The sequence below is a fragment of the Variovorax sp. 278MFTsu5.1 genome, assembly GCF_048305045.1.
In the GTDB taxonomy this organism is placed as follows: domain Bacteria; phylum Pseudomonadota; class Gammaproteobacteria; order Burkholderiales; family Burkholderiaceae_C; genus Variovorax; species Variovorax guangxiensis.
Map to the genome: position 1 here is coordinate 3,606,409 of NZ_CP157622.1, position 20,653 is coordinate 3,627,061.

The 20,653-nt window shown below is 67.7% G+C and carries 21 protein-coding genes; 11 read left to right on the top strand and 10 right to left on the bottom strand.

Annotation, left to right across the window (positions count from 1 at the left end):
• Positions 1-136 precede the first annotated feature (136 nt).
• From ABL844_RS16785 to ABL844_RS16805, 5 genes are all read left to right on the top strand, one after another.
• Entirely contained in the window at positions 137-1,291 is a 1,155-nt protein-coding gene (locus ABL844_RS16785; protein ID WP_418128254.1) for an efflux RND transporter periplasmic adaptor subunit, read from the top strand.
• On the top strand, positions 1,284-4,379 hold the full coding sequence (locus ABL844_RS16790) for an efflux RND transporter permease subunit (protein ID WP_418128255.1): 3,096 nt from the start codon (positions 1,284-1,286) through the stop codon (positions 4,377-4,379). Before ABL844_RS16785 ends, ABL844_RS16790 begins: the two co-directional genes overlap by 8 nt.
• A gap of 70 nt (positions 4,380-4,449) precedes the next feature.
• Positions 4,450-5,901, top strand: a complete 1,452-nt coding sequence (locus ABL844_RS16795) for an efflux transporter outer membrane subunit (protein ID WP_418131913.1) — start codon at positions 4,450-4,452, stop codon at positions 5,899-5,901.
• Positions 5,898-6,278: a RidA family protein gene (locus tag ABL844_RS16800; RefSeq protein WP_369662282.1), complete on the top strand. Its 381-nt coding sequence runs from the start codon at positions 5,898-5,900 to the stop codon at positions 6,276-6,278. The genes ABL844_RS16795 and ABL844_RS16800 overlap by 4 nt, the downstream gene beginning before the upstream one ends.
• Positions 6,278-6,634, top strand: a complete 357-nt coding sequence (locus ABL844_RS16805) for a hypothetical protein (RefSeq protein WP_418116448.1) — start codon at positions 6,278-6,280, stop codon at positions 6,632-6,634. Before ABL844_RS16800 ends, ABL844_RS16805 begins: the two co-directional genes overlap by 1 nt.
• Here the strand turns inward: ABL844_RS16805 and ABL844_RS16810 are convergent.
• The 7 genes from ABL844_RS16810 to ABL844_RS16840 all read right to left on the bottom strand — a co-directional run bounded on the left by ABL844_RS16810 (position 6,598) and on the right by ABL844_RS16840 (position 12,949).
• Positions 6,598-7,671, bottom strand: a complete 1,074-nt coding sequence (locus tag ABL844_RS16810) for a phospholipase (protein WP_418128256.1) — start codon at positions 7,669-7,671, stop codon at positions 6,598-6,600. The genes ABL844_RS16805 and ABL844_RS16810 overlap by 37 nt on opposite strands.
• The gene (locus tag ABL844_RS16815; protein WP_369662279.1) at positions 7,668-8,081 is read right to left on the bottom strand and encodes a type II toxin-antitoxin system VapC family toxin; all 414 of its coding nucleotides are present in this window, start codon (positions 8,079-8,081) and stop codon (positions 7,668-7,670) included. Before ABL844_RS16815 ends, ABL844_RS16810 begins: the two co-directional genes overlap by 4 nt.
• 7 nt (positions 8,082-8,088) lie before the next feature.
• A complete protein-coding gene (locus ABL844_RS16820) occupies positions 8,089-8,346 on the bottom strand; it encodes a type II toxin-antitoxin system Phd/YefM family antitoxin (RefSeq protein WP_369662278.1) in 258 nt (85 codons plus the stop codon).
• A 66-nt stretch (positions 8,347-8,412) separates the two neighbouring features.
• On the bottom strand, positions 8,413-10,788 hold the full coding sequence (locus ABL844_RS16825) for a Tex family protein (RefSeq protein ID WP_418128257.1): 2,376 nt from the start codon (positions 10,786-10,788) through the stop codon (positions 8,413-8,415).
• 81 nt (positions 10,789-10,869) lie between these two features.
• Entirely contained in the window at positions 10,870-11,850 is a 981-nt protein-coding gene (locus ABL844_RS16830; protein WP_418128258.1) for a sensor histidine kinase, read from the bottom strand.
• An 8-nt stretch (positions 11,851-11,858) separates the two neighbouring features.
• Positions 11,859-12,653 carry a LuxR C-terminal-related transcriptional regulator gene (locus tag ABL844_RS16835; protein ID WP_126020026.1) on the bottom strand — a complete coding sequence of 265 codons (795 nt, stop codon included), beginning with the start codon at positions 12,651-12,653 and terminating at the stop codon, positions 11,859-11,861.
• Positions 12,626-12,949, bottom strand: coding sequence for a hypothetical protein (locus ABL844_RS16840; RefSeq protein ID WP_418128259.1), 324 nt, complete (start codon positions 12,947-12,949; stop codon positions 12,626-12,628). Before ABL844_RS16840 ends, ABL844_RS16835 begins: the two co-directional genes overlap by 28 nt.
• A gap of 73 nt (positions 12,950-13,022) precedes the next feature.
• Between ABL844_RS16840 and ABL844_RS16845 the strand changes: the two genes are divergently transcribed.
• The 4 genes from ABL844_RS16845 to ABL844_RS16860 all read left to right on the top strand — a co-directional run bounded on the left by ABL844_RS16845 (position 13,023) and on the right by ABL844_RS16860 (position 16,076).
• Entirely contained in the window at positions 13,023-13,538 is a 516-nt protein-coding gene (locus ABL844_RS16845; protein ID WP_369662275.1) for a hypothetical protein, read from the top strand.
• Between the two features lie 58 nt (positions 13,539-13,596).
• Positions 13,597-13,959: a GIY-YIG nuclease family protein gene (locus tag ABL844_RS16850; RefSeq protein WP_418116453.1), complete on the top strand. Its 363-nt coding sequence runs from the start codon at positions 13,597-13,599 to the stop codon at positions 13,957-13,959.
• Positions 13,960-14,067: 108 nt separating this feature from the next.
• On the top strand, positions 14,068-14,640 hold the full coding sequence (locus ABL844_RS16855; RefSeq protein WP_126020032.1) for a DUF2239 family protein: 573 nt from the start codon (positions 14,068-14,070) through the stop codon (positions 14,638-14,640).
• Positions 14,637-16,076, top strand: coding sequence for an MATE family efflux transporter (locus ABL844_RS16860; RefSeq protein ID WP_418128260.1), 1,440 nt, complete (start codon positions 14,637-14,639; stop codon positions 16,074-16,076). Before ABL844_RS16855 ends, ABL844_RS16860 begins: the two co-directional genes overlap by 4 nt.
• A gap of 12 nt (positions 16,077-16,088) precedes the next feature.
• On the opposite strand, the gene ABL844_RS16865 is transcribed toward ABL844_RS16860, so the two are convergent.
• The gene (locus ABL844_RS16865; RefSeq protein WP_126020037.1) at positions 16,089-16,565 is read right to left on the bottom strand and encodes a VOC family protein; all 477 of its coding nucleotides are present in this window, start codon (positions 16,563-16,565) and stop codon (positions 16,089-16,091) included.
• Positions 16,566-16,647: 82 nt separating this feature from the next.
• A complete protein-coding gene (locus tag ABL844_RS16870) occupies positions 16,648-17,679 on the bottom strand; it encodes a hydroxyacid dehydrogenase (RefSeq protein ID WP_418128261.1) in 1,032 nt (343 codons plus the stop codon).
• A 110-nt stretch (positions 17,680-17,789) separates the two neighbouring features.
• Between ABL844_RS16870 and ABL844_RS16875 the strand changes: the two genes are divergently transcribed.
• Positions 17,790-18,320: an HD domain-containing protein gene (locus ABL844_RS16875; protein ID WP_418128262.1), complete on the top strand. Its 531-nt coding sequence runs from the start codon at positions 17,790-17,792 to the stop codon at positions 18,318-18,320.
• Between the two features lie 290 nt (positions 18,321-18,610).
• Positions 18,611-19,057: a hypothetical protein gene (locus ABL844_RS16880; protein WP_126020044.1), complete on the top strand. Its 447-nt coding sequence runs from the start codon at positions 18,611-18,613 to the stop codon at positions 19,055-19,057.
• 105 nt (positions 19,058-19,162) lie between these two features.
• Here ABL844_RS16880 and ABL844_RS16885 read toward each other — a convergent pair whose 3' ends face one another.
• Complete coding sequence (locus ABL844_RS16885) at positions 19,163-20,644, bottom strand: flavin-containing monooxygenase (protein ID WP_418128263.1); 1,482 nt, start codon at positions 20,642-20,644, stop codon at positions 19,163-19,165.
• Positions 20,645-20,653: the final 9 nt, after the last annotated feature.

The following is a 20,653-nucleotide window of genomic DNA, read 5'->3' on the forward strand; positions in this document are numbered from 1 at the left end:
TAAGCGAACTTCAGGATTTCTTGGGAGCTTCTTCAGGCGCCTTTTCTTACGCTCCCCGGCAGGAGACGGGAGCGGATCGAGGGCATGGGAAGGCGTCCCGTGCACGGCGCGCCCGTCCCGCGAGATCCGTATCGCGATGAAGAAGAAATCCCTCTACCAGATCACTCCCGCGCGCATCGTCTTCGGCGTGATGACCTGCGCGGCCCTGTGCGTCGACTCCTTCGACGGCGCCGCCCATGCCGCCACCACGGTGGTCGCCGCTCCCGCGCCGATGCTCGTGCGCCAGGGCAACCGCCTGAGCGTACCTGCCGGTTCGCCGCTGCGCGACCGGCTGCTCGTTGCCACGGTGGGCCAGGACACGCTGCCGCACGAGGTGAGTCTGCCCGCCACGGTGGAGGCCAACCCGGCCAATACCGTCAACATCCTCCCGCCGCTGACCGGCAGGCTGCTCGAACTCAAGGTGCGCCTGGGCGATACCGTCAAGCGCGGCCAGGTACTTGCGACGATGAGTTCGCCCGACCTCGCGCAGGCCGTAGCCGACGCGCAGAAGGCCCGCGACGCACTCGACCTCGCGCAGCGCGCACTGGTGCGTGCACGCGCCGTGAACGAGGCCGGCTCCAACGCCGTGAAGGACGTGGAAGCGGCCCAGAGCGCCGTCGCCCAGCAGAAGGCTGAACTGCAGCGCAGCGAGGCACGCCTGCGCAGCCTCGGCGCGGAAGGCAGCGGAGCCCAGGCCGGCCCGGTGCTGAAGATCGTCGCGCCCACGTCGGGCACGATCACCGCGCTGAACGCGGCCGCCGGCGCGAACCTGAACGACGCCAACGCGGCGCTGATGACGGTGTCGAACCTCGATTCGGTCTGGGTCACGGTCAACGTGCCCGAGAGCGTCGTGGGCACGGTCGCGCCCGGGCAGAACGTGGTGGTCACGTTGGCCGCCTACCCGGGCCGCAGCTTCAGCGGCAAGGTGGCCTTCGTGAGCGCGGTGCTCGACGCCGACACGCGCCGCGCCCGCGCGCGCATCATGTTCGCCAACCCCGAAGGCATCTTCAAGCCCAACATGTACGCGACGGCGGTGCTGGGCGTGCCGCAGGGCGCGCAGCCGCAGGTGCCGGCATCGGCGCTGCTGATGAACAACGACAGCGTGAGCGTCTTCGTCGAGGCCGAGCCCTGGACCTTCGTGCGCCGCACGGTGGAGCTGGGCCGGGAAGACGGCGACAAGGTCCGCATCCGCAGCGGCCTGGCCGCGGGCGAGCGCGTGGTGGTCCGTGGTGGTGTGCTGCTGAATGATTAATCTCGTCATCACCCAGTTCTTTCGCCGCAGGCACCTGGCCTGGGCGATGTCGGTGGCGCTCGTGCTCTTCGGCGCGTGGTCGTGGACGCAGATGACGGTGGAGGCCTATCCCGACCTCGGCGACGTGAACGTGCAGGTGACCACGCAGGTCAACGGCCTGGCCGCCGAGGAGATCGAGCAGCAGATCACCACGCCGCTGGAGCGCGCACTGAGCAACACGCCGGGGCTGGCCTCGATCCGCTCCAGCAGCACCTTCGGGCTGTCGCTGATCACGCTGACCTTCAAGGACGGCACCGACGACTACTTCGCACGCCAGCGCGTGACCGAGCGCATCGGCCAGGTCAGCCTGCCCTCGGGCGCGCAGCCCGGCCTGGGGCCGGTGGCGGGGCCGGCCGGCGAGATCTACCGCTACACGCTGGAGTCGGACAGCAAGAACCTGATGGAGCTGTCGGAGCTGCAGCGCTGGAAGGTGATTCCCGCGCTCAAGCAGGTGGCCGGCGTGGTCGACATCAACAACTTCGGCGGCTTCACCCGCGAGTTCCAGTTGGAGCTGGACCCGGCGCGGCTGCAGAAGTACGGACTGGTGCTCAACGACGTGGTCACGGCCATCAACAACAACAGCGCCAACGCCGGCGGCGGGCGCATCGCGCGCGGCGACCAGAGCTACGTGGTGCGCGGCATCGGCCAGATCCGCACGCTGGACGACCTGGGCTCGGTGGTGGTGGCGCAGAGCAGCGGCTCGCCGGTGCTGGTGCGCGACCTGGGGCGGCTGCAGTTCGGCCACCAGGAGCGCGGCGGCATCCTGGGCAAGGACACCAACCCGGACACCATCGAGGGCATCGTGCTGATGCTCAAGTACGAGAACCCCTCGCGCGTGCTCGAAGGCGTGCACAGGAAGATCGACGATCTGCAGGCCGAGCTCGCGCCCATGGGCGTGAAGATCGTGCCCTACATCGACCGCGACGACCTGGTGAAGCTCACCGTCGACAAGGTGACGCACACGGTGCTCGAAGGCATGGCGCTGGTGTGCTTCGTGCTCATTCTTTTCCTGGGCAGCCCGCGCAGCGCGGTGGTGGCGGCGGTGGCCATTCCGATGTCGCTGGTGACGGTGTTCATCGTGATGCACTTCACCCGCATGCCGGCCAACCTGTTCTCGCTGGGCGCGATCGACTTCGGCATCATCGTGGACGGCGCGATCGTGGTGATGGAGGCCATCCTGCGGCGCCGCGAAGAGGAGCCGCACGCCACGCTCACCGAGGGCAACATCCTCGAGACGGTGAGCCATGTGTCGGGGCCGATCTTCTTCGCGACGCTGATCATCATCACGGCCTACTTCCCGCTCTTCGCCTTCGAGCGGGCCGAGGGCAAGCTGTTCAAGCCGATGGCGTTCACGGTCGGCTATGCGCTGGTGGGCGCGCTGCTCTGCGCGTTGACGCTCATTCCGAGCCTGGCCTACGTGGCGCTGCGCAAGCCGAGCAAGCCCTTCGTCAACAAGCCGCTGGTGTGGCTCACGGGCGCGTACCGGCGGGTGCTGGCGCGGCTGCTGGAGGTGCCGGCCATCGCCTACGGGCTGAGCGTCGCGGCGCTGGCCGCGGTGGTGGTGCTGGGTGCTACGGCCGGCCGCGAGTTCCTGCCCGACATCGACGAAGGCGCCCTGTGGCTGCAGGTGCAGCTGCCCTCGGGCCTGTCGCTGGACAAGGCCAGCGAGATGGCGACCGAGCTTCGGCATGTGCTGCTCGAATACCCCGAGGTCTCGTACGTGGTGACGCAGCTCGGGCGCAACGACGACGGCACCGACCCGTGGACACCCTCGCACATGGAGGTGCCGGTAGGCCTCAAGCCGTACGGCGAGTGGCCGGCCGGGGTGAAGAAGGCCGACTTCGTGCGCACCCTGACCGAGCGCTTCGCGCGCATGCCGGGCTTCGACGTGGGTATCAGCCAGCCGATCATCGACGGCGTGAACGACGCCGTGGGCGGTGCGCACAGCCCGCTGGTGCTGCGCATCTACGGCGACGACCTGAAGGAAAGCCGGCGCATCGGCAACCAGATCGTCGACCTGCTCCAGACGGTGCGCGGCACGGCCTCCGCGTCGCTGTTCCAGGAGCCGCCGATCCCGCAGGTGGTGATCCAGCTCAACCGCGAAGCGGCGGCGCGCTTCGGCGTGAACGCGAACGACGTGGCCAGCCTGATCCAGACCGGCATCGGCGGCGCGCCCGTCATCACCGTTTACTCGGGCAACCGCACCTACAACGTGTCGGTGAAGATGCCCAGGAGCGCCAAGGGCAACACCGAGGCCATCGGCTCGCTGCTGCTCAACAGCTCCAGCGGCGCCAAGGTGCCACTCGCGCAGGTGGCCGACATCCGCCTGCAGACCGGCGAAAGCACGATCTCGCACGAGATGAACGAGCGGCAGATCACGGTGCGCGTGGACAACCGCGACCGCGACCTCGCCTCCTACCTCGACGAGGCGCGCGATCGCATAGCGAAGGAAGTGAAGTTCGACCCGGCGAAATTCCACCTGCAGTGGGCCGGCCAGTTCGAGAACCAGCAGCGCGCGCAGGCGCGGCTGGGCGTGTCGCTGGCGATCGTGGTCAGCATCATGGCGGTGCTGCTGTTCTTCCAGTTCGGAAAGATCCGGCAGGTGGCGCTGATCCTCGGCGTGGTGCCCATGGCCACGCTGGGTGGGCTGATCGCGGTGCACGCGGCGGGTGAAACGCTCAACGTGGCGACGGCCGTGGGCTTCATCGCGCTCTTCGGCGTGTCGATCCAGAACGGGATCATCATGGTCGCCAACTTCCGCCGCGTGCGCGGCGAAGGGCTGGCGCTGCAGGCCTCGGTGCTCGAAGGCGCGACCGAGCGGCTGCGGCCGGTGCTGATGACGGCCACGGTGGCGTCGGTCGGCATGCTGCCCGCAGCCCTGGCCACCGGCGTGGGCACCGACGTGCAGCGCGGGCTGGCGACCGTGGTGGTCGGCGGGCTGGTGGTGTCGACGCTGCTGACTCTCTTCATCCTGCCCACGCTGTATTTCGCGATGGAACGCGTGTTCGAACGCAAGGGCTGGGGCACGCGCTCGCGGCGCGATCGCTAGGAAAGCGGAACAACCAGTGAAGACAACGAAGACAAACCTGGCGACGCCCGTGGCGGCCGGCATTGCGGCGATGCTGCTGGCCGGCTGCGCGGCCGGCCCCGACTACGCCCGCCCGCAGCTGAACCTGCCCGAGCGATATACCTCCTCACCATCCGCGAGCAAGGAAGCCGAAGGCGTGCCGCTGGCGCGCCTGTCGCCCGAGCTCGACGTGCCGGCCCAGTGGTGGCAGGCCTTCCGCAGCGAGCCGCTGAACGCGCTGGTCACGCAGAGCCTCGCCGGCAACCCGACCATCGAGGCGGCAGACGCCGCCCTGCGCGCGGCGCAGGAGAACGAAGCCGCCGACCGTGCCGCCTTCTGGCCCAGCGTGGCGCTGGGCTACTCGCCCACGCGGCAGCGCGTGGCCAGCGCGGTGGCGAGCCCGGTGTCGTCCAACGCGAGCCTCTACACGCTGCACACGGCGCAGGTGACGGTGTCGTACACGCCCGACGTGTTCGGCGGCACCCGCAGGCAGGTGGAAGGCGCGAAGGCGGAAACCGAGGAGCAGCGCTTCGAGAGCCTGGCCGCGAAGCTCACGCTCAGCAGCAACGTGGTGACCGCCGCGATCACCGAAGCCTCGCTGCGCGCACAGCAAAGCGCCACGCTGACCATCATTGCGGGCCAGAAGGAGGTGCTGCAGGCCTACCGCAAGCAACTGACGCTGGGTCAGGTGGCGCCGGCCGACGTCGACGCTCAGGAAGCCGCACTGGCCGCCACCGAAGCGACGCTGCCGCCGCTCGACCGGCAACTGGCGCAGCAGCGCAACCTGCTGGCCACGCTGGCCGGCCGCTTCCCGAGCCAGGGCGTGGAGGCGCGCTTCGATCTCGATGCCCTGCATCTGCCGACGGAATTGCCGCTGACCTTGCCCTCCAGCCTCGTCGAGCACCGCCCGGACGTTCGCGCGGCCGAGGCGCAGCTGAAGTCGGCGAGCGCCGCCATCGGCGTGGCGGTCGCGGCACGGCTGCCGAGCGTGACGCTAGGCGTGAACTCGTACGGCTCGTCGGCCTACAAGCTGTCGGACCTGTTCAAGGCTTCCTCGCTCTTCTGGACCGTAGCCGGGAGCGTGACGCAGCCCATCTTCGACGGCGGCGCGCTGAAGCATCGCGAGGCCGCCGCGCGCGCATCGTTCGACCAGGCGGCCGCGCAGTACCGTGCGACGGTGCTCGCCGCCTTCCAGGACGTGGCGAACACGCTCGAAGCCATCGACGCCGACACCCGCGCGCTGCAGGCGGCGATGAAGGCCGAGCGCACGGCCTCGCAGAGCCTGGCGCGCACCCAGGCGCAGGTGCGGCTGGGCGACGCCAGCGCGCTCTCGCTGCGCATCGCGCAACAGGCGCAGCAGCAGGCGCTGCTGAATCTGGTTCAGGCCCGCGCGCTGCGGCTGACCGACGCGGCCGCCCTCTTCCAGGCGCTGGGCGGTGGCTGGTGGAATGCACCCCAAGCTGCCATCGTCTCGTCTTCTTCCATCTCTCCCGCATCGCCATGAACATCATCCGCCACGACATGGGCCCCCGCTTCAGCGAGATGGTGACCGTCGACCTGGGCGCTGCGCGCCTGCTGTACCTCTCGGGCCAGGTGGCCGAGAACCCCTCGCTGGACATCACCGGGCAGATGCGCGAGATCCTGCGCCACATCGACCGCCTGCTCGCCACGCAGGGGGCGACCAAGCAGGACCTGGTAAGCGTGACGATCTACCTGCGCACCGTGGGCGACTACGCCGCGATGAACTCGGTGTGGGACGAATGGGTGCCCGCCGGCCATACCCCCGCGCGCGCCACGGTGGGCGCGAAGCTGATCGACTCCGAGTACCGCGTCGAGATCCAGGCCACGGCGGCGATCGCTGCGACAGGGCCGGTGCCGTGATGCGCTCGGCCCTCCTCTGCGCGCTGATGCTGGGCGGCTGCTCGGCCTTCGATGCGCACTCGTTCGACCGCTCGGCCGGCTGGCGCGCTGCCGAGGTCGTCAGTGTCGGGCGCGCGGGCGAGCTTGCCGCCACGGTCGATCGCGATTGCGGCTCGGACGGCGGTGCCGCGGTGCCCTACGCCGTCGTGCGCTACCGCAACGGTGGCGTACACAGCCGCTCACTGGGCACCGGGCGATGGCCTGCGGGCGCCCGGCTCAATGTAGGCGATGCGGTGGAAGTGAACGTGCTCGACTGCGCCCTGCCCCTGGCGCTGCCGGGTCAGAGCGGCAGCAGTTCGGGCACGCCGTCGCGCTGAAGCCAGCCCTCGAACTCGTCCGACAGCCGCCGCGCCTCGCGCGTGGCGCGGCCCCATGCCGCGATGCGCGCCTGCGCGTCATTCGCGAAGTGGATGAAGTCCTTGCGGTCGGGCAGCTTGCCGTTGGGCAGCGTGCGCACCCATTCCGGGTCGGGCGCGAGCACCACCATCCGGTCGAGAAAACCGCTGGCCTTGTGGCGCCAGCGCAGGCCCTTGTCGAGCCAGCCCGGCACCACCGCCTGCTGGAAATGCGGATACAGCACGATGCCCTCGTCGGCCGGCTGGTAGTCCAGGTGCAGGTGGTAGTCGGTGATGCCGCCGTCCCAGTAGGCGCCGCGCGGCGCGCCGGGAATGTCGTGCACCGCCGCCAGCAGGAACGGAATGGAGCACGAGGCCTGCAGCACCATGTTGAAGTTGGCCTCGCTCAACGCGTGCTGGCGCGTACGGAAGTCGCGCGTGGCGAAAGGCAATGCCGCGCCGGGCGTGGAGAACACGCAGCGCTCCAGCCACGCGCCCAGGCTCTTGCGGTGAAGGCTGTTGGTGGCGAAGGCGCCCAGGTAACCCACCGGCGTGCGCGCCCTGCCCTCGCGCCCGAGGATGTGACGGCCGCGCGATGTCACCACGTGCAGCCGGTAGCGCGGATGGCTCAGCACCTCGGCGATACGTCCGCCATAGAAGGCTTCGAGGCTCTCGGCGAAGCGCTCGCTGAGCTGGCGCGGGCTGAGCTTCTTCTGCCCCGGCGGTACCTCGAACTGCTGGTGCACGTAGTCGTGCTCGAAGCGCTCGAATGCCGCGTCGGAACCCGACAGGCAGGCCGTCGACAGCCGCCACGCGCCGATCGACGCACCCACCAGGTGCACCTGCTGGCTGGACTGCGGCAGCCAGCGGCCGAAGATGAAGCGGTCCAGCGGCCCGAGGATCAGCCCCTTCGGCCCGCCCGCCGCGCCGGGGATGGTGCGCACGTCCTGCGGACGCAGGCCGTGCTGCGCGATGTGCTTGCGGGCCGCGGGGCCGGCGTAGATCCGCAGGGCTTTCATGCCTTCGGCTGCTCGAAAGGATTCAGAACCTCGACGCCGAATCCGGCGAAGTCGCTGACGTTGCGGGTCACCACGGTCAGCGCGTGCTGCCGGGCGGTGGCGGCGATCATCGCGTCCTCGTACAGCGTGTCCGAACTGCGATGCATCAGCTTCGCCCAGAGCCTGAAGGTTTCCGCATCCATGGGCAGGACGTTGTACGAGACGGCAACCATGGCCGCCCATTGCTCGATCTCGTCGGCCTTGGCTGCGTCCTGCTCGCGCGTGAGTTCGATGCCGGCCTGGATCTCTCCGAGCGTCACCGCCGAGAGATGCAGGTCGCCGTCCGCGATGGGGGCGATCCACGCGAGCACCGCGCCGTGCGGGCGGGGCCTGCGGAGTTCGGAAATGACGTTCGTGTCCAACAGGTACATGCCGACCTCAGCGCATCGGGATGACGCGGCGCCTGCGAGCGCTACCCCGCTGAGGGACGAGAAATTCGGTGCGGGCTTCTTCCGAAAGCAGCAGATCCTTGAGCGACGGCTTGGCGCTCGCGTGCAGGCGCCGCCACTCAGCCGCCGGAACGAGCACGGCTGCTTCGGCGCCGCGCTTCGTCACCATCTGAGGCCCGTCGACCAGGCAAGCCTCCAGGAATTCACTGAAACGCGCCTTGGCGTCTTGTACCGGCCAGGTTTTCATGGCGGACCACCCATTCATAACTAGTTAGATGACTAGTTTAATGGGCAATCGTTCTTTCGGCAGGACTTACTTGCGCAGCCCCTGCAGCTTGGCGAAGGCATTGGCCATCTGCCCCGCCGGTTGCGGCGAGCTGTCGCGGCGGCCGTGCTGCTGCTGGCCGCGTCCTGCCCCTTCGAAGCGGTTGTCACGCGGGCCGTCGCGGCGCGCCGGAGCGGCGTCGAGCTTCATCGACAGGCCGATGCGCTTGCGCGCCACGTCCACTTCCATCACCTTGACCTTGACGATGTCGCCGGTCTTCACGACCTCGCGCGCGTCGTTCACGAACTTGTGGCTCAGCTGGCTCACGTGGACCAGTCCGTCCTGGTGCACGCCGAGGTCGACGAAGGCACCGAACTGGGCCACGTTGCTCACGGTGCCTTCGAGCACCATGCCCTCCTTCAGGTCGGCGATGTCTTCCACGCCGTCGTTGAAGCGCGCCACCTTGAAGTCGGGGCGTGGGTCGCGGCCGGGCTTCTCGAGTTCGCCCAGGATGTCCTTGACGGTGATGACGCCGAACTTCTCGTTGGCGAAGAGTTCGGGCTTCAGCGTCTTGAGCATGTCGGCACGGCCCATCAGCTCGGCGATAGGTTTGCCGGTCTTGACGATGATCTGCTCGACCAGCGGATAGGTTTCAGGGTGCACGCCGGTGATGTCCAGCGGGTCGGCGCCACCGCGGATGCGCAGGAAGCCCGCGCTCTGCTCGAAGGCCTTGGGGCCGAAGCCGGTCACGTCGAGCAGTTGCTTGCGGGTGGAGAACGCGCCGTTGGCCTCGCGCCAGCGCACCACCGCCTTCGCCACGCTGGCAGACAGGCCCGACACGCGGCTGAGCAGCGGCACGCTGGCGGTGTTCAGGTCGACGCCCACCGAGTTCACGCAGTCTTCGACCACGGCCTGCAGGGTGCGTGCGAGCTCGCTCTGGTTCACGTCGTGCTGGTACTGGCCCACGCCGATGCTCTTGGGGTCGATCTTCACGAGTTCGGCCAGCGGATCCTGCAGGCGGCGCGCGATGGAGGCGGCGCCGCGAAGGCTCACGTCCACGTCGGGCATCTCCTGCGAGGCGAACTCGCTGGCAGAGTACACCGAAGCGCCGGCCTCGCTCACCACCACCTTGTCGACCTTGAGCTCAGGGGCACCGGCCTGCGCGGCCATCTTGGCCAGCAGCTTGATGAGGTCGGCGGCGAGCTTGTCGGTCTCGCGGCTGGCGGTGCCGTTGCCGATGGCGATCAGGTTCACGCCGTGCTTGGCGCACAGCTTGCCCAGCGTGTGCAGCGAGCCTTCCCAGTCCTTGCGCGGCTCGTGCGGGAACACGGTGGCGGTCTCGACCAGCTTGCCGGTGGAATCGACCACGGCCACCTTCACACCGGTGCGGATGCCGGGGTCCAGGCCCATCACCACGCGAGGGCCGGCGGGCGCAGCCAGCAGCAGGTCGCGCAGGTTGTCGGCGAACACTTTGATGGCGACCTTCTCGGCGTCTTCGCGCAGGCGGGTGAACAGGTCGCGCTCGGTGGAAAGCGCGAGCTTCACGCGCCAGGTCCAGGCCACGCACTTGCGGATCAGGTCGTCGGCCGGGCGGCCCGAATGGCTCCAGCCCAGGTGCAGCGCGATGCGGCCTTCGGCGATGCTGGGCTTGCCCGGCTCGGGCTCCACCGGCAGCACCAGCTTGGCGTCGAGGATCTCGAGCGCGCGGCCGCGGAACACGGCCAGCGCGCGGTGCGAAGGCACGCGGCCTATGGGCTCGTCGTACTCGAAGTAGTCGCGGAACTTGGCGACGTCGGCGTTGTTCTCGTCCTTGCCGGCCATGAGGCTGGAGCGCAGCAGGCCCTCGTTCCAGAGCCATTCGCGCAGGCTCTGCACCAGCGCGGCGTCCTCGGCCCAGCGCTCGGAAAGGATGTCGCGCACGCCGTCGAGTACGAGCGGCACGGAGGAGAAATCGGGGCCCGGCTTGCCGTCGTCCAGCGTGGTGGCGGGCTGCAGGAAGGCCTTGGCTTCCACGGCGGGGTCGAGCGTGGGGTCGGCCAGCAGCTTGTCGGCCAGCGGCTCGATACCGAATTCGCGGGCGATCTGGCCCTTGGTGCGGCGCTTCTGCTTGAACGGCAGGTAGAGGTCTTCGAGCTCCTGCTTGGTGGGCGCCAGCTCGATGGCGGCGCGCAGCTCGGGCGTCAGCTTGCCCTGCTCGTCGATGGCCTTGAGCACGGCCACGCGGCGGTCCTCGAGTTCGCGCAGGTAGGAAAGGCGGGCTTCAATCTCGCGCAGCTGGGTGTCGTCGAGGCCATCGGTGGCTTCCTTGCGGTAGCGGGCGATGAATGGAACCGTGGCGCCTCCGTCGAGCAGTTCGACGGCGGCCTTCACCTGGTTCTCGCCGACCTTGATCTCGACGGCGAGCTGGCGAATGATTTTCTGCATGTCTTGAGCGCGTCCCTGGCAAAGCGCGGGAGTTTGCCATAGGCGGGGACGGCATCCGCCCCGGGCAAGCCGGCGGGCGTGTTACAGCTTGCTTTCGGATTCCTGCCTTGCCTCGGCTTCGCACGGCACCACGAGGCGCACGCACAGGCCGTGCGGCGCGACGGGGCCGATGTCGAGCTCGGCACCGATCGCCTCGGCGCGCAAATGCATGCTGCGCAGCCCCTTGCCAAGACTGCCGGAGGGGCCCGCGTCCCCGGCCGGCGCGCTCCCGGCCGGGCCCAGCCCCCTGCCGTTGTCGCTCACCTCGAGCACCATCGCCCGGCCCTGCTCCTGCGGCGCGACGCGCAGCTCGACGCGGGTCGCGCGGGAGTGGCGCAAGGCATTCGACAAAGCCTCCTGCGCCACGCGGCAGACCTGCGACGCGGTCTCCGCCGGCATCGGGAAGCTTTCAGTCTCGGCCGAGATGTTCCATTCGAAGGCGACGCCCATGCGCTCGAACGCGGGGCGCAGGCGGTAACGCAGGTGGCCCAGCCGCTCGACGACGGTGCTGTCGCCCTGGTCGTCGAGGTCGTCCACCGTCATCTGCAGTTCGAGCAGGCAGGCCTGCAGCGCCATCGAGAGGCTGCCGGGGCCGCCCGATTTCGGGTCCTGGCTGGCCAGCAGCGCCACGAGCCGGGAACCGACGCCGTCGTGCAGGTCGTTGGCGATGCGGCGGCGCTCGGCCATCACCGCCTGGGCCTGGCGAAAGCGCGCGGCCCGACGCTGCGAGACGTACCAGATGCCCAGGATCATTCCCAGCACCAGCACGTTGGCCGCCTGCAGGGCCCAGAAGGCGAACGGCATGTCGCTGGCCATGACAGTGACAGCGGAGCCTGCCCTGATGGCCTGCGCTGCGACCGGCGTCAGGTGCAGCGCGCCCGCGAGCGCGGCCCATGCCAGCAGCCGGCGTCGCGAGACGTGCTGGCGCAGCCAGACGAGCAGTACGCACCACGAGCCGATCGACAACCACACGAACTGGTCTTCCAGAAGATGCGGAAGCTGAAGGACCTGCGGCGCGAGCATGGCATGGCCTAGAGAAGTCCCCGATGGGAAGCGAAGCTCACGGCCTGCGCGCGGGTGTGCGCATGCAGCTTGCGGTAGATGTTCTTGACGTGCGCGTTAACCGTCTGGGCACTGATGGTTAGCTGCAAAGCGATCTCTTCGGTTACGTAGCCCGTCGCTACAAGTCGCAACACTTCGCGCTCCCTGGCGGATAACGTCGCCTTGCTGTCCGGCGGGCGCACCGGGTTCACGTTGGAGCGCTTGTGATCGAGGTGCACGAGCAGCCGGCGGGCCAGCCGCGGGGTGATGGCGGCACCGCCATTGACCACCTGCAGCACGGCCTGCGCATAGCTCTGGAACCACGCGTTCTTGACCAGGTAGCCGGAGGCGCCGAGCTCGAAGGCATGCAGCACCTGAGGCTCGTCCTCGAGGGCGGAAATGACGATGATCTCCGCCGCGCTGCGATGGCGCTTGGCCTCTTCGATCAGCTCGAATCCGCTGCCGTCTCCGAGGCGGATGTCGACCATCAGCACGTCGAACTCGTGCTGCATCAGCAGCCGCCGTCCTTCGCGCAGCGTGCCTGCCTGCCCTTCGAGCTGGATGCGCAGATCGCCCAGCAATTCCTGCGCGATGACGCGGCGCACGAAGGGGTCGTCGTCCACCAGCAGGACGCGCACCGGCTTGGTCTGTTGCCCGGTCAGGAAGTCGGGCCAAGGGAGGGTATCCGCGGACGGTGAAAGTAGTCCGCCGAACTGGCCAGGGTTGGTGTATTTCCTAGCGGAGTTGCTTGAATCTGTCAACGAAACGTCGAGATCGCTTTCCATTTCAGCCCCTTTGTGACAACTAGTCCATCTTGTTCGTTTCCAAAAGTTAATTCATTTCTACTCAGATTTTTATCTTCAGCTTTTTTGATTACTTTGGTTGCATCTTGTTGCGATTGACTACTCGTGTCAAGCAAAAGTAGTAATTCTCCCTTTGGGCGGCGCATGTAATACCAGCCCGCTGCCCTCTTGAAGCGCTGCTCGACATGTCTTTTGCCATAGCCTCGCTCTACCCAGCAGGGCCCTTTCCTCCCCGTTTCCCGGGCGCCGAAGAAGCATTTCGGCTGATATCCGGCCATTCCGGACCGCCTCGCTGATCGCCGGCTGATCGCGAAGCGGCCCGCGGCCCCTTGCGTGCCTTACCCTCGCGCAATGACATTCCTTGCGCGCGTGCTGCGCGTACTGCGTGCCCTGCTCCGCGCCATCGGCACCGCGCTCATCGTTGCGCTGCTGCTCTTCGAGGAGTGGGGCTGGGAGCCGCTCGCGGCCCTTGCTGCGCGGCTGTCCCGCCTCCCCCTCTGGGCCGCGCTCGAGGAACGGCTGCGCCGGCTGCCGCCGTGGGGTGCGCTCCTGGCCTTCTTCGTGCCGGTGCTGTTGCTTCTGCCGGTGAAGGTGCTGGCGCTCTTTCTCTTCAGCCGTGGCCATGCGGCGACCGCCCTCACGGTGCTGGTGCTGGCCAAGCTGGTGGGCACCGCCATCGTGGCGCGGATCTTCCAGCTGGTCGAAGGGCCGCTGATGCGCATTCCGTGGTTCGCCCGCTGGTATCCGCGGTGGAAAGCCTGGAAGGACCGCGTGCTCGACCTCGTCCGGCAGAGCCGTCCCTGGCGCCTTGTGCGAGCACTGAACAGGCGCATGGCTCGCGGCTGGCGGCGGTTCAGGGAAAGCTGAACTCCATTTTTACCCGGATGTATTGCCGTTCTAATTTAATCCGGGTAATATTTGAGGCATGAACCTGTCCACGGAAAACCGCCGCGCCCTGATCCGGCAATACAAGGAAAACCCGCGCCCGGCCGGCGTCTACGCGATCCGCAACAAGCTCAGCGGCCGCGTCTACGTGGCCGGCAGCCTCGATGTGGATGGCGCGATGAACCGCGCGCGCTTCGAACTGAACATGCGCTCCCATCGCAGCAAGGCGCTCGGCCAGGACTGGATCGCGCATGGCGCCGAACATTTCAGCTTCGAGGTGGTCGACCGCATCAAGGAGCGCAAGGACCCCGGTTTCGATCGCAAGGCCGAGCTCGAGAAGCTTCTTTCGCTATGGCAGGAAGAGCTTCAATGCTTCGGCGCGAACGGCTACAACACACCCTGAGCGCATGCGCGACACATGGCGACGAGATGGCGCGCATCGAAGCGCGGCAGCGAGTAGATTACGCACCTCGTTTCGCTTGGTACCCCCCAGGAACAAACAAACATCCGAATGTCTTCCGACACCCCGACAACCACTTTGACCGTGTTCTTCGGCTTCCAGCGCGTGGCACACGGCAGCAAGACCGAAGTGCTCGAACAGCTGAGCCGCCGCGACGACCCCGGCCCGTATCTCGTGTTCGATGACCAGACCGGCGCCCAGCTCGACCTCGACATGCGCGAGCTTCCGCCCGAGCTGCGCTACCCCGAGGCCGAGCCGCATCGCGACGATGCCCCGCGCGGCGTGGGCCGCCCCAAGCTCGGCGTGGTCGCTCGCGAAGTCACGCTGCTGCCGCGCCACTGGGACTGGCTCGGCCGCCAGCCCGGCGGCGCCTCGGTCGCGCTGCGCAAGCTGGTCGAAGACGCGCGCCGCGTGAACGCCGAGCGCGACACCGTGCGCGCAGCGCAGGAAGCCGCCTACCGCTTCATGACCGCGATCGCCGGCAACCTGCCCGGCTTCGAGGAAGCCACCCGCGCGCTCTTCGCCGGCGAGGAGCAGCGCTTTGCCACCCTGATCGACCCCTGGCCCACCGACGTGCGCGCCCATCTGCAGAAACTCGCGGCCGCCGGCTGGAACCATCGATGAGAACGACAACCGAGACGACCGGCACCGGCAGCAGCAACAGCCCCGGTGCCGGCCAGAGCGGCCTGCAGGGCGTGCCCGTGTCGCCCGTCAACGCGCCGCGCCCGCTGTGGAAGGTCTTTCTCTTCTTCCTCGCGCCGATGTTGCTCAGCAACATCCTCCAGTCGCTCTCCGGCACGCTCAACAACGTGTACGTGGGGCAGATGCTCGGCGTGGGCGCGCTCGCGGCGGTGTCGAGCTTCTTTCCGGTGATGTTCTTCTTCATCGCCTTCATCATCGGCCTGGGGGCCGGCGCCTCGGTGCTCATCGGCCAGGCATGGGGTGCGCGCGACGTCGCCAAGGCCAAGGCCGTGGCCGGCACCACGCTCACCGTCGGCGTGCTGATGGGGCTGGTGATCGCCGTGTTCGGAGGCGCGTTCACCACGCCGATGCTGGCCGCGCTGGGTACGCCCCCCGACGTGCTGGCCGACTCCACGCGCTATGCCCGCATCATGCTGATCGCGATGCCCGGCGTGTTCATCTTCCTGCTGGCCACCGCGATGCTGCGCGGCGTGGGCGACACCGTCACGCCGCTGCTCACGCTGCTGATTTCCACGCTGATCGGCCTGGTGGTCACGCCCGCGCTCATCCGCGGCTGGGGCGGCCTGCCGCAGCTCGGCGTGGCCAGCGGCGCGTGGGCGTCGGTGCTGTCGTTCGCGGTGGCGACCACCTGGCTGGGCTTTCGCCTGCACCAGCGCAAGAGCCCGCTCGCGCCCGACGCGGAATTCATGCGCAACCTGCGCATCCAGCCGCACCTGCTGAAGGCCGTGCTGCGCATCGGGGTACCCACGGGAGTGCAGATGATCGTGGTGGCGCTGGCCGAGGTGGTGCTGCTGTCGATGGTCAACGGCTTCGGCTCGAACGCCACGGCCGCCTACGGCGCGGTGAACCAGGTGGTGGCCTACGTGCAGTTCCCGGCGATCTCGATCGCGATCACCGCGTCGATCCTCGGCGCGCAGGCCATCGGCGCGGGCCGGGCCAACCGGCTCGGCGCCATCGCGAAGACGGCGCTGCTCATGAACCTGGTGCTGACCGGCGGCCTGGTGCTGCTGGGCTACCTGTTCTCACGGCCGCTGATGGGCTTCTTCATCACCAGCGCGCCGGTCATCGAGATCGCGCAGACGCTGCTGCATATCATGCTGTGGAGCCTGGTGGTCTTCGGCATGGCTTCGGCGCTGTCGGGGATCATGCGCGCCAGCGGCTCGGTGCTGGTGCCCACGCTGATCTCGATCTTCTGCATTCTCGGCGTGGAGGTGCCGGTGGCCTGGGTCATGAGCCACCGCATCGGGCTCGATGGGGTCTGGGTGGCCTACCCGGTGACCTTCGGGGCGATGCTGCTGCTGCAGACTGCCTACTACCAGCTGGTGTGGCGCAAGAAGTCGATCCACCGGCTGGTGTAGCCGGCGCGCCGGCTACTTGCCGTCGAAGGCCCGCTGCACCTGCGCGAGGTCGAGCTTGACCATCTTCATCATGGCCTGCATCGCGCGATTGGCCTTGGCCGCGTCCTTGTCCTGGAACATGCGGATCATGGCCTTGGGCGCGACCTGCCACGAAACGCCGTAGCGGTCGGTGAGCCAGCCGCACTGCACCGGCTGGCCACCGCCTTCGAGCAGCCTGTCCCAGTAGTAGTCGACATCGGCCTGCGTCTCGCACGGCACGAACATCGAGATGGCCGGGTTGAACTTGTACTCCGGGCCGCCGTTGAGAATCATGAACTCCTGCCCGTCGAGCTCGAAGGTCGCGGTGAGCAGCGAGCCCTTGCGGCTGGGGTTGGCGTCGCCCCACAGCAGTGTGTCGGTCACGCGCGAGTTCGGAAAAATGCTGCTGTAGAACTTCAGCGCCTCTTCTCCGTTGGTGTCGAACCAGAGACAGGGAACGATCTTCTGCATGGGACTCCTTCGCTTCTGACGATGAACCTGATAGTTCAGTATCCAGGCGTCGCAGGCCCCCTGTCAACCCGTGCGACGCCTGTCAGCGGGAAGTTCCCATGGGCCCGGCTTTCGAGGCGCCTGCCCCGAAGGCCTTCCGCCAGCGATAGGCCTCGGCCGCATTGACCGCGCCCTTCGGCGCCCTGCCCTGGAAGATCTCCGCGAGTTGCGACACGGTTTCCATCGCCTGGTGCTCCACCGCCGGCGGCGTGAGCCCGCCGATGTGGGGCGTGGCGATCACGCGCGGATGCGCCGCCACGTCCGGCGAAGGCATCTGGTCGGGTGCGCGGCCCACGTCGAGCGCGCATCCAGCGATCACGCCCGCGTCCAGCGCCGCGAGCAGCGCACGCTCATCCACCAGGTTTCCGCGCGAGGCATTGATGAAGAAGGCGTGGGGCTGCATCGCGGCGAACGCCCGGGCATTCATCATGTTCTCGGTCGCCTCGGTGGCGGGCGCGAGGCAGACCACGAAGTCCGATTGCGCCAGCAGCGCCTCGAAGCTCACCTGCTCGAACTCCGCTCGATCGGTAGCCGTGTACGGGTCGTGCACGACGATGCGCATGTTCAGCGCCAGCGCGACATCGCAGAGGTACCGGCTGATCTGCCCGTAGCCGATCACGCCCAGCGTGCTGCCGCGCAGTTCGCGCCCCATCGCGGGCGGCGGCGGGCGGCCCGCGTGGTAGCTCGCGGCGGAGGCACTGATGCCCCGGCCCAGATCGATCATCGCGCCTACGATCCACTCCGACACCGAGGTGATGAACCCTGCGCTCGCCTGCGTCACCAGCACGCCATGCCGGCTGGCGGAAGCCACGTCGATGTTGCGGATGTCGATGGCGCAGCGTACGAAGGCCTTGAGTTGTGGCAGCGCCGCGAACAGCGCCTCGTCGCCCACCGTCTGGCGGTAGGAAATGATCGCGTCGCAGTCCTGCGCCAGATCGGCGAGCTCGCGCGAGGAAAGTTCGGCGTCGCTGGGATTGAGGCGAACCTGCGCGATGGCCCGAAGGGCGGCGGTGGCGCGGTCGCCGAAGTAGTTGGCCAGCTTGGCTGGCGGATGGCTGACGAAAACCGTGGTCATGAAAAAACTTCTGTTCGGGAAGAAAGACTGGCCGCGAGCATCATGCTGCTGCAAGCGCCAGGACCGTGCGCCGCCACGAAGGCAGAATGGAAAAATCAACAGGACGCAGCATGACCATAACCTCGCAGACACCCGACGCCGCTCGCGCTTACGCCGTCGAAATGCATGGCGACCAGAAATACGGCACCCATCCGTACGTGCACCACCTCGACGCCGTCGCCGCCCTGCTCCAGCCCTATGGCGACAAGGCGCGCGTCGTCGGCTACCTGCACGACGTGGTCGAGGACACGGCAGCGACGGTGGCGGACGTGCGCTCGCGCTTCGGCGACCTGGTCGCATCCTGCGTCGCGCTGCTGACCGATGCGCCCGGCGCCAACCGCAAGGAGCGCAAGGCCAGGACCTATGCGGCGCTGGCCGAGGTGAAAGGCGACGAGGAACTCGCGCTGCTGGTGAAGGCCGCCGACCGGCTGGCCAACGTGCGCGCCTGCGTGGCCGACGGCCAGCGCGCGCTGTGGGACACGTACCACGGCGAGCACCCTACCTTCAGGGCAGCTGCGTTCAGGGCTGGGCAATGCGATGCGCTGTGGAGCGAGCTCGACACGCTGCTCTCGCCCTCTAGCGCCCCAGCAGCGACGCCCTGACAAGGGCCGCGCCCGGTTGGTTCGCCCCAGACAGGCGAGCGATCTTTCGAGGGCAAGGCGCTCGTCGTGGTCCGGACAGACGGGCCACGCGCCCTGCGCCGGCCAGCCCGAGCCTGTAATGGTGCGAAATTGATTGGTGCCCGAATGGACGCCACAGTGCACCGACTTCAGTTCTCCGGAAAGCCAGAAAGGGGTCAGGTTGCTGGCAGCCCCCCTACCCCGGGCACGCATCCGGAAGAAGTCGGGTACATCCATTTCAGTAACGCAATCAATCGAAACTGGAGGGCTAAATGGGCATTGTGTTTGCAGAAAACTGGGACAACATCGATGGACTCAGGGCAAAACATGGCGATTGGTATGAGGACACATACAACACCCTGGGCGATGCCAGCTACCAGCAGATAACCGCCATGCTGAATACATGGGCGGACAGAGAAATTGCCAATGGGCACGCCGTCGAACTGCACGAACTGGCCGTTGCCGTATTGAGCGACAGGCTCAAGGTCACAGTGGAACTGGGCTTCCACCAACGTCAGACTTTCAGGGGGCAGGACTACTTCCACATCACCGTGATTCACCCGGATGGATGGAAAGCCCACCTGTTCAGCCGTGCGGCGATCTATATGGGCAGCGTCGCGCACATCGAGAAAACGATCGAAGGCGGAACCAAAGTCCCCACCGTCTACGAAAAAAGAATCTACGTGCAGCCTCAACAGCCCTACACGCCGTTCGTTTGAGTCTCGCAAGTTCGAGCAAGGGCAGCCCACGGCCGACGGTGTGATGTCAGCTGGCGCATGACGCCATATGAATTCCAGTTCGTTTTCCTCGAACTCCGGCAATAGCTAACCAGCACGCCGATTCGTGAACTCCATCACCCCGTCGTCCACCGAACCGAAGCGCAGGCTCACCAGATCGCGCGCGTAGTTCTGGTACACGCGCCACGGCGCGCGCGAGCCCTGCTTCGGAAACCTGTCCACCGCGCGCTGCACATAGCCCGAAGAGAAGTCGAGCCAGGGCTCGGGCGCCAGCGCCGGGTCTGTGTTGCGCGGCGTGCATTGCCTCCAGCCTTGCTTCTCCATGTGGTTGAGCACCCGGCAGACATACACGCAGGTCAGGTCGCTCTTGAGCGTCCACGAGGCGTTGGTGTAGCCGAACGACGAGGCCAGGTTGGGCACGTCGCTGTACATCATTCCCTTGTAGCTGAAGGTCGCGGCCGGTTCCACGCGACGGCCGTCCACCTCGAGCTGCACGCCACCGAGCACCTGCAGTTCCAGCCCGGTGGCGGTGACCACCACGTCGGCCTCCAGCTCCCTGCCCGACTTCAGCCTGATGCCGCCCGGCGTGAAGGTGTCGACGTGGTCGGTGACCATCGAAGCGCGCCCTGCCCTGATGGCCGCGAACAGGTCGCCGTCGGGAACCAGGCAAAGGCGCTGGTCCCACGGGTTGTAGCGCGGCGCGAAATGCGTGGCGATGTCGTAGTCGGGGCCGAGCGCCTGCCGTACGCCGCCGAGGATCATCTTCTTCGCGTAGTCGGGCTTGCGCCGGGCGAGGCGGAAGAAGTACATCGACAGCAGCACGTTCTTCCAGCGCGTGAGGCCGTAGGCCAGCCCGGCCGGGAAGATGCCGCGCAGCCTTCGCGCGATCGGGTCCTGCGCCGGGCGCGCGACGACGTAGGTAGGCGAGCGCTGCAGCAGAGTCACGTGGCCGGCCGTCTTCGCCATCGCGGGCACCAGCGTCATCGCGGTCGCGCCGCTGCCGATGACGACCACGCGCTTGCCGCCGTAGTCCAGGTCCTGGGGCCAGTGCTGCGGATGGACGATGCGGCCCGTGTAGTCGCCGATGCCCGCGAAGTCGGGCGTGTAGCCCGCGTCGTACCTGTAGTAGCCGCTGCACAGGAAGAGAAAGTTGCAGCGCAGGCGCAGCGGAAGCCGCTCGGGGCCGCGCTCCACGTCCACGCTCCAGCAGGCCTCCGGCGTCGACCACGAGGCTCGCACCACGCGGTGGTTGAAGCGGATCCTGCGGTCGATGCCGTGCTGCGCCGCCGTCTCGCGCAGGTATTTCAGGATCGACGGCCCGTCCGCGATGGACTTCGCCTGCGTCCACGGCCGGAACGAATAGCCCAGCGTGTACATGTCGGAGTCCGAACGCACGCCCGGATAACGGAACAGGTCCCAGGTACCGCCGCTGCGCTCACGCCCTTCGAGGATCGCGTAGCTGCGGCCCGGGCAGTGCTTCTGCAGGTGGTAGCCGGCACCGATGCCCGAGAGGCCGGCGCCGACGATCAGCACGTCGAAGTGCTGCTGTTGCTCGCTCTCTTCCCGCATCGGTCGTGC

What these genes read in the sequence shown, in the direction of transcription:
- ABL844_RS16785 (WP_418128254.1), top strand. Translation starts at nt 137, where the DNA reads ATGAAGAAGAAATCCCTCTACCAGATCACTCCCGCGCGCATCGTCTTC.
- ABL844_RS16790 (WP_418128255.1), top strand. Translation starts at nt 1,284, where the DNA reads ATGATTAATCTCGTCATCACCCAGTTCTTTCGCCGCAGGCACCTGGCC.
- ABL844_RS16795 (WP_418131913.1), top strand. Translation starts at nt 4,450, where the DNA reads ATGCTGCTGGCCGGCTGCGCGGCCGGCCCCGACTACGCCCGCCCGCAG.
- ABL844_RS16800 (WP_369662282.1), top strand. Translation starts at nt 5,898, where the DNA reads ATGAACATCATCCGCCACGACATGGGCCCCCGCTTCAGCGAGATGGTG.
- ABL844_RS16805 (WP_418116448.1), top strand. Translation starts at nt 6,278, where the DNA reads ATGCGCTCGGCCCTCCTCTGCGCGCTGATGCTGGGCGGCTGCTCGGCC.
- ABL844_RS16810 (WP_418128256.1), bottom strand. Translation starts at nt 7,671, where the DNA reads ATGAAAGCCCTGCGGATCTACGCCGGCCCCGCGGCCCGCAAGCACATC.
- ABL844_RS16815 (WP_369662279.1), bottom strand. Translation starts at nt 8,081, where the DNA reads ATGTACCTGTTGGACACGAACGTCATTTCCGAACTCCGCAGGCCCCGC.
- ABL844_RS16820 (WP_369662278.1), bottom strand. Translation starts at nt 8,346, where the DNA reads ATGAAAACCTGGCCGGTACAAGACGCCAAGGCGCGTTTCAGTGAATTC.
- ABL844_RS16825 (WP_418128257.1), bottom strand. Translation starts at nt 10,788, where the DNA reads ATGCAGAAAATCATTCGCCAGCTCGCCGTCGAGATCAAGGTCGGCGAG.
- ABL844_RS16830 (WP_418128258.1), bottom strand. Translation starts at nt 11,850, where the DNA reads ATGCTCGCGCCGCAGGTCCTTCAGCTTCCGCATCTTCTGGAAGACCAG.
- ABL844_RS16835 (WP_126020026.1), bottom strand. Translation starts at nt 12,653, where the DNA reads ATGGAAAGCGATCTCGACGTTTCGTTGACAGATTCAAGCAACTCCGCT.
- ABL844_RS16840 (WP_418128259.1), bottom strand. Translation starts at nt 12,949, where the DNA reads ATGGCCGGATATCAGCCGAAATGCTTCTTCGGCGCCCGGGAAACGGGG.
- ABL844_RS16845 (WP_369662275.1), top strand. Translation starts at nt 13,023, where the DNA reads ATGACATTCCTTGCGCGCGTGCTGCGCGTACTGCGTGCCCTGCTCCGC.
- ABL844_RS16850 (WP_418116453.1), top strand. Translation starts at nt 13,597, where the DNA reads ATGAACCTGTCCACGGAAAACCGCCGCGCCCTGATCCGGCAATACAAG.
- ABL844_RS16855 (WP_126020032.1), top strand. Translation starts at nt 14,068, where the DNA reads ATGTCTTCCGACACCCCGACAACCACTTTGACCGTGTTCTTCGGCTTC.
- ABL844_RS16860 (WP_418128260.1), top strand. Translation starts at nt 14,637, where the DNA reads ATGAGAACGACAACCGAGACGACCGGCACCGGCAGCAGCAACAGCCCC.
- ABL844_RS16865 (WP_126020037.1), bottom strand. Translation starts at nt 16,565, where the DNA reads ATGCAGAAGATCGTTCCCTGTCTCTGGTTCGACACCAACGGAGAAGAG.
- ABL844_RS16870 (WP_418128261.1), bottom strand. Translation starts at nt 17,679, where the DNA reads ATGACCACGGTTTTCGTCAGCCATCCGCCAGCCAAGCTGGCCAACTAC.
- ABL844_RS16875 (WP_418128262.1), top strand. Translation starts at nt 17,790, where the DNA reads ATGACCATAACCTCGCAGACACCCGACGCCGCTCGCGCTTACGCCGTC.
- ABL844_RS16880 (WP_126020044.1), top strand. Translation starts at nt 18,611, where the DNA reads ATGGGCATTGTGTTTGCAGAAAACTGGGACAACATCGATGGACTCAGG.
- ABL844_RS16885 (WP_418128263.1), bottom strand. Translation starts at nt 20,644, where the DNA reads ATGCGGGAAGAGAGCGAGCAACAGCAGCACTTCGACGTGCTGATCGTC.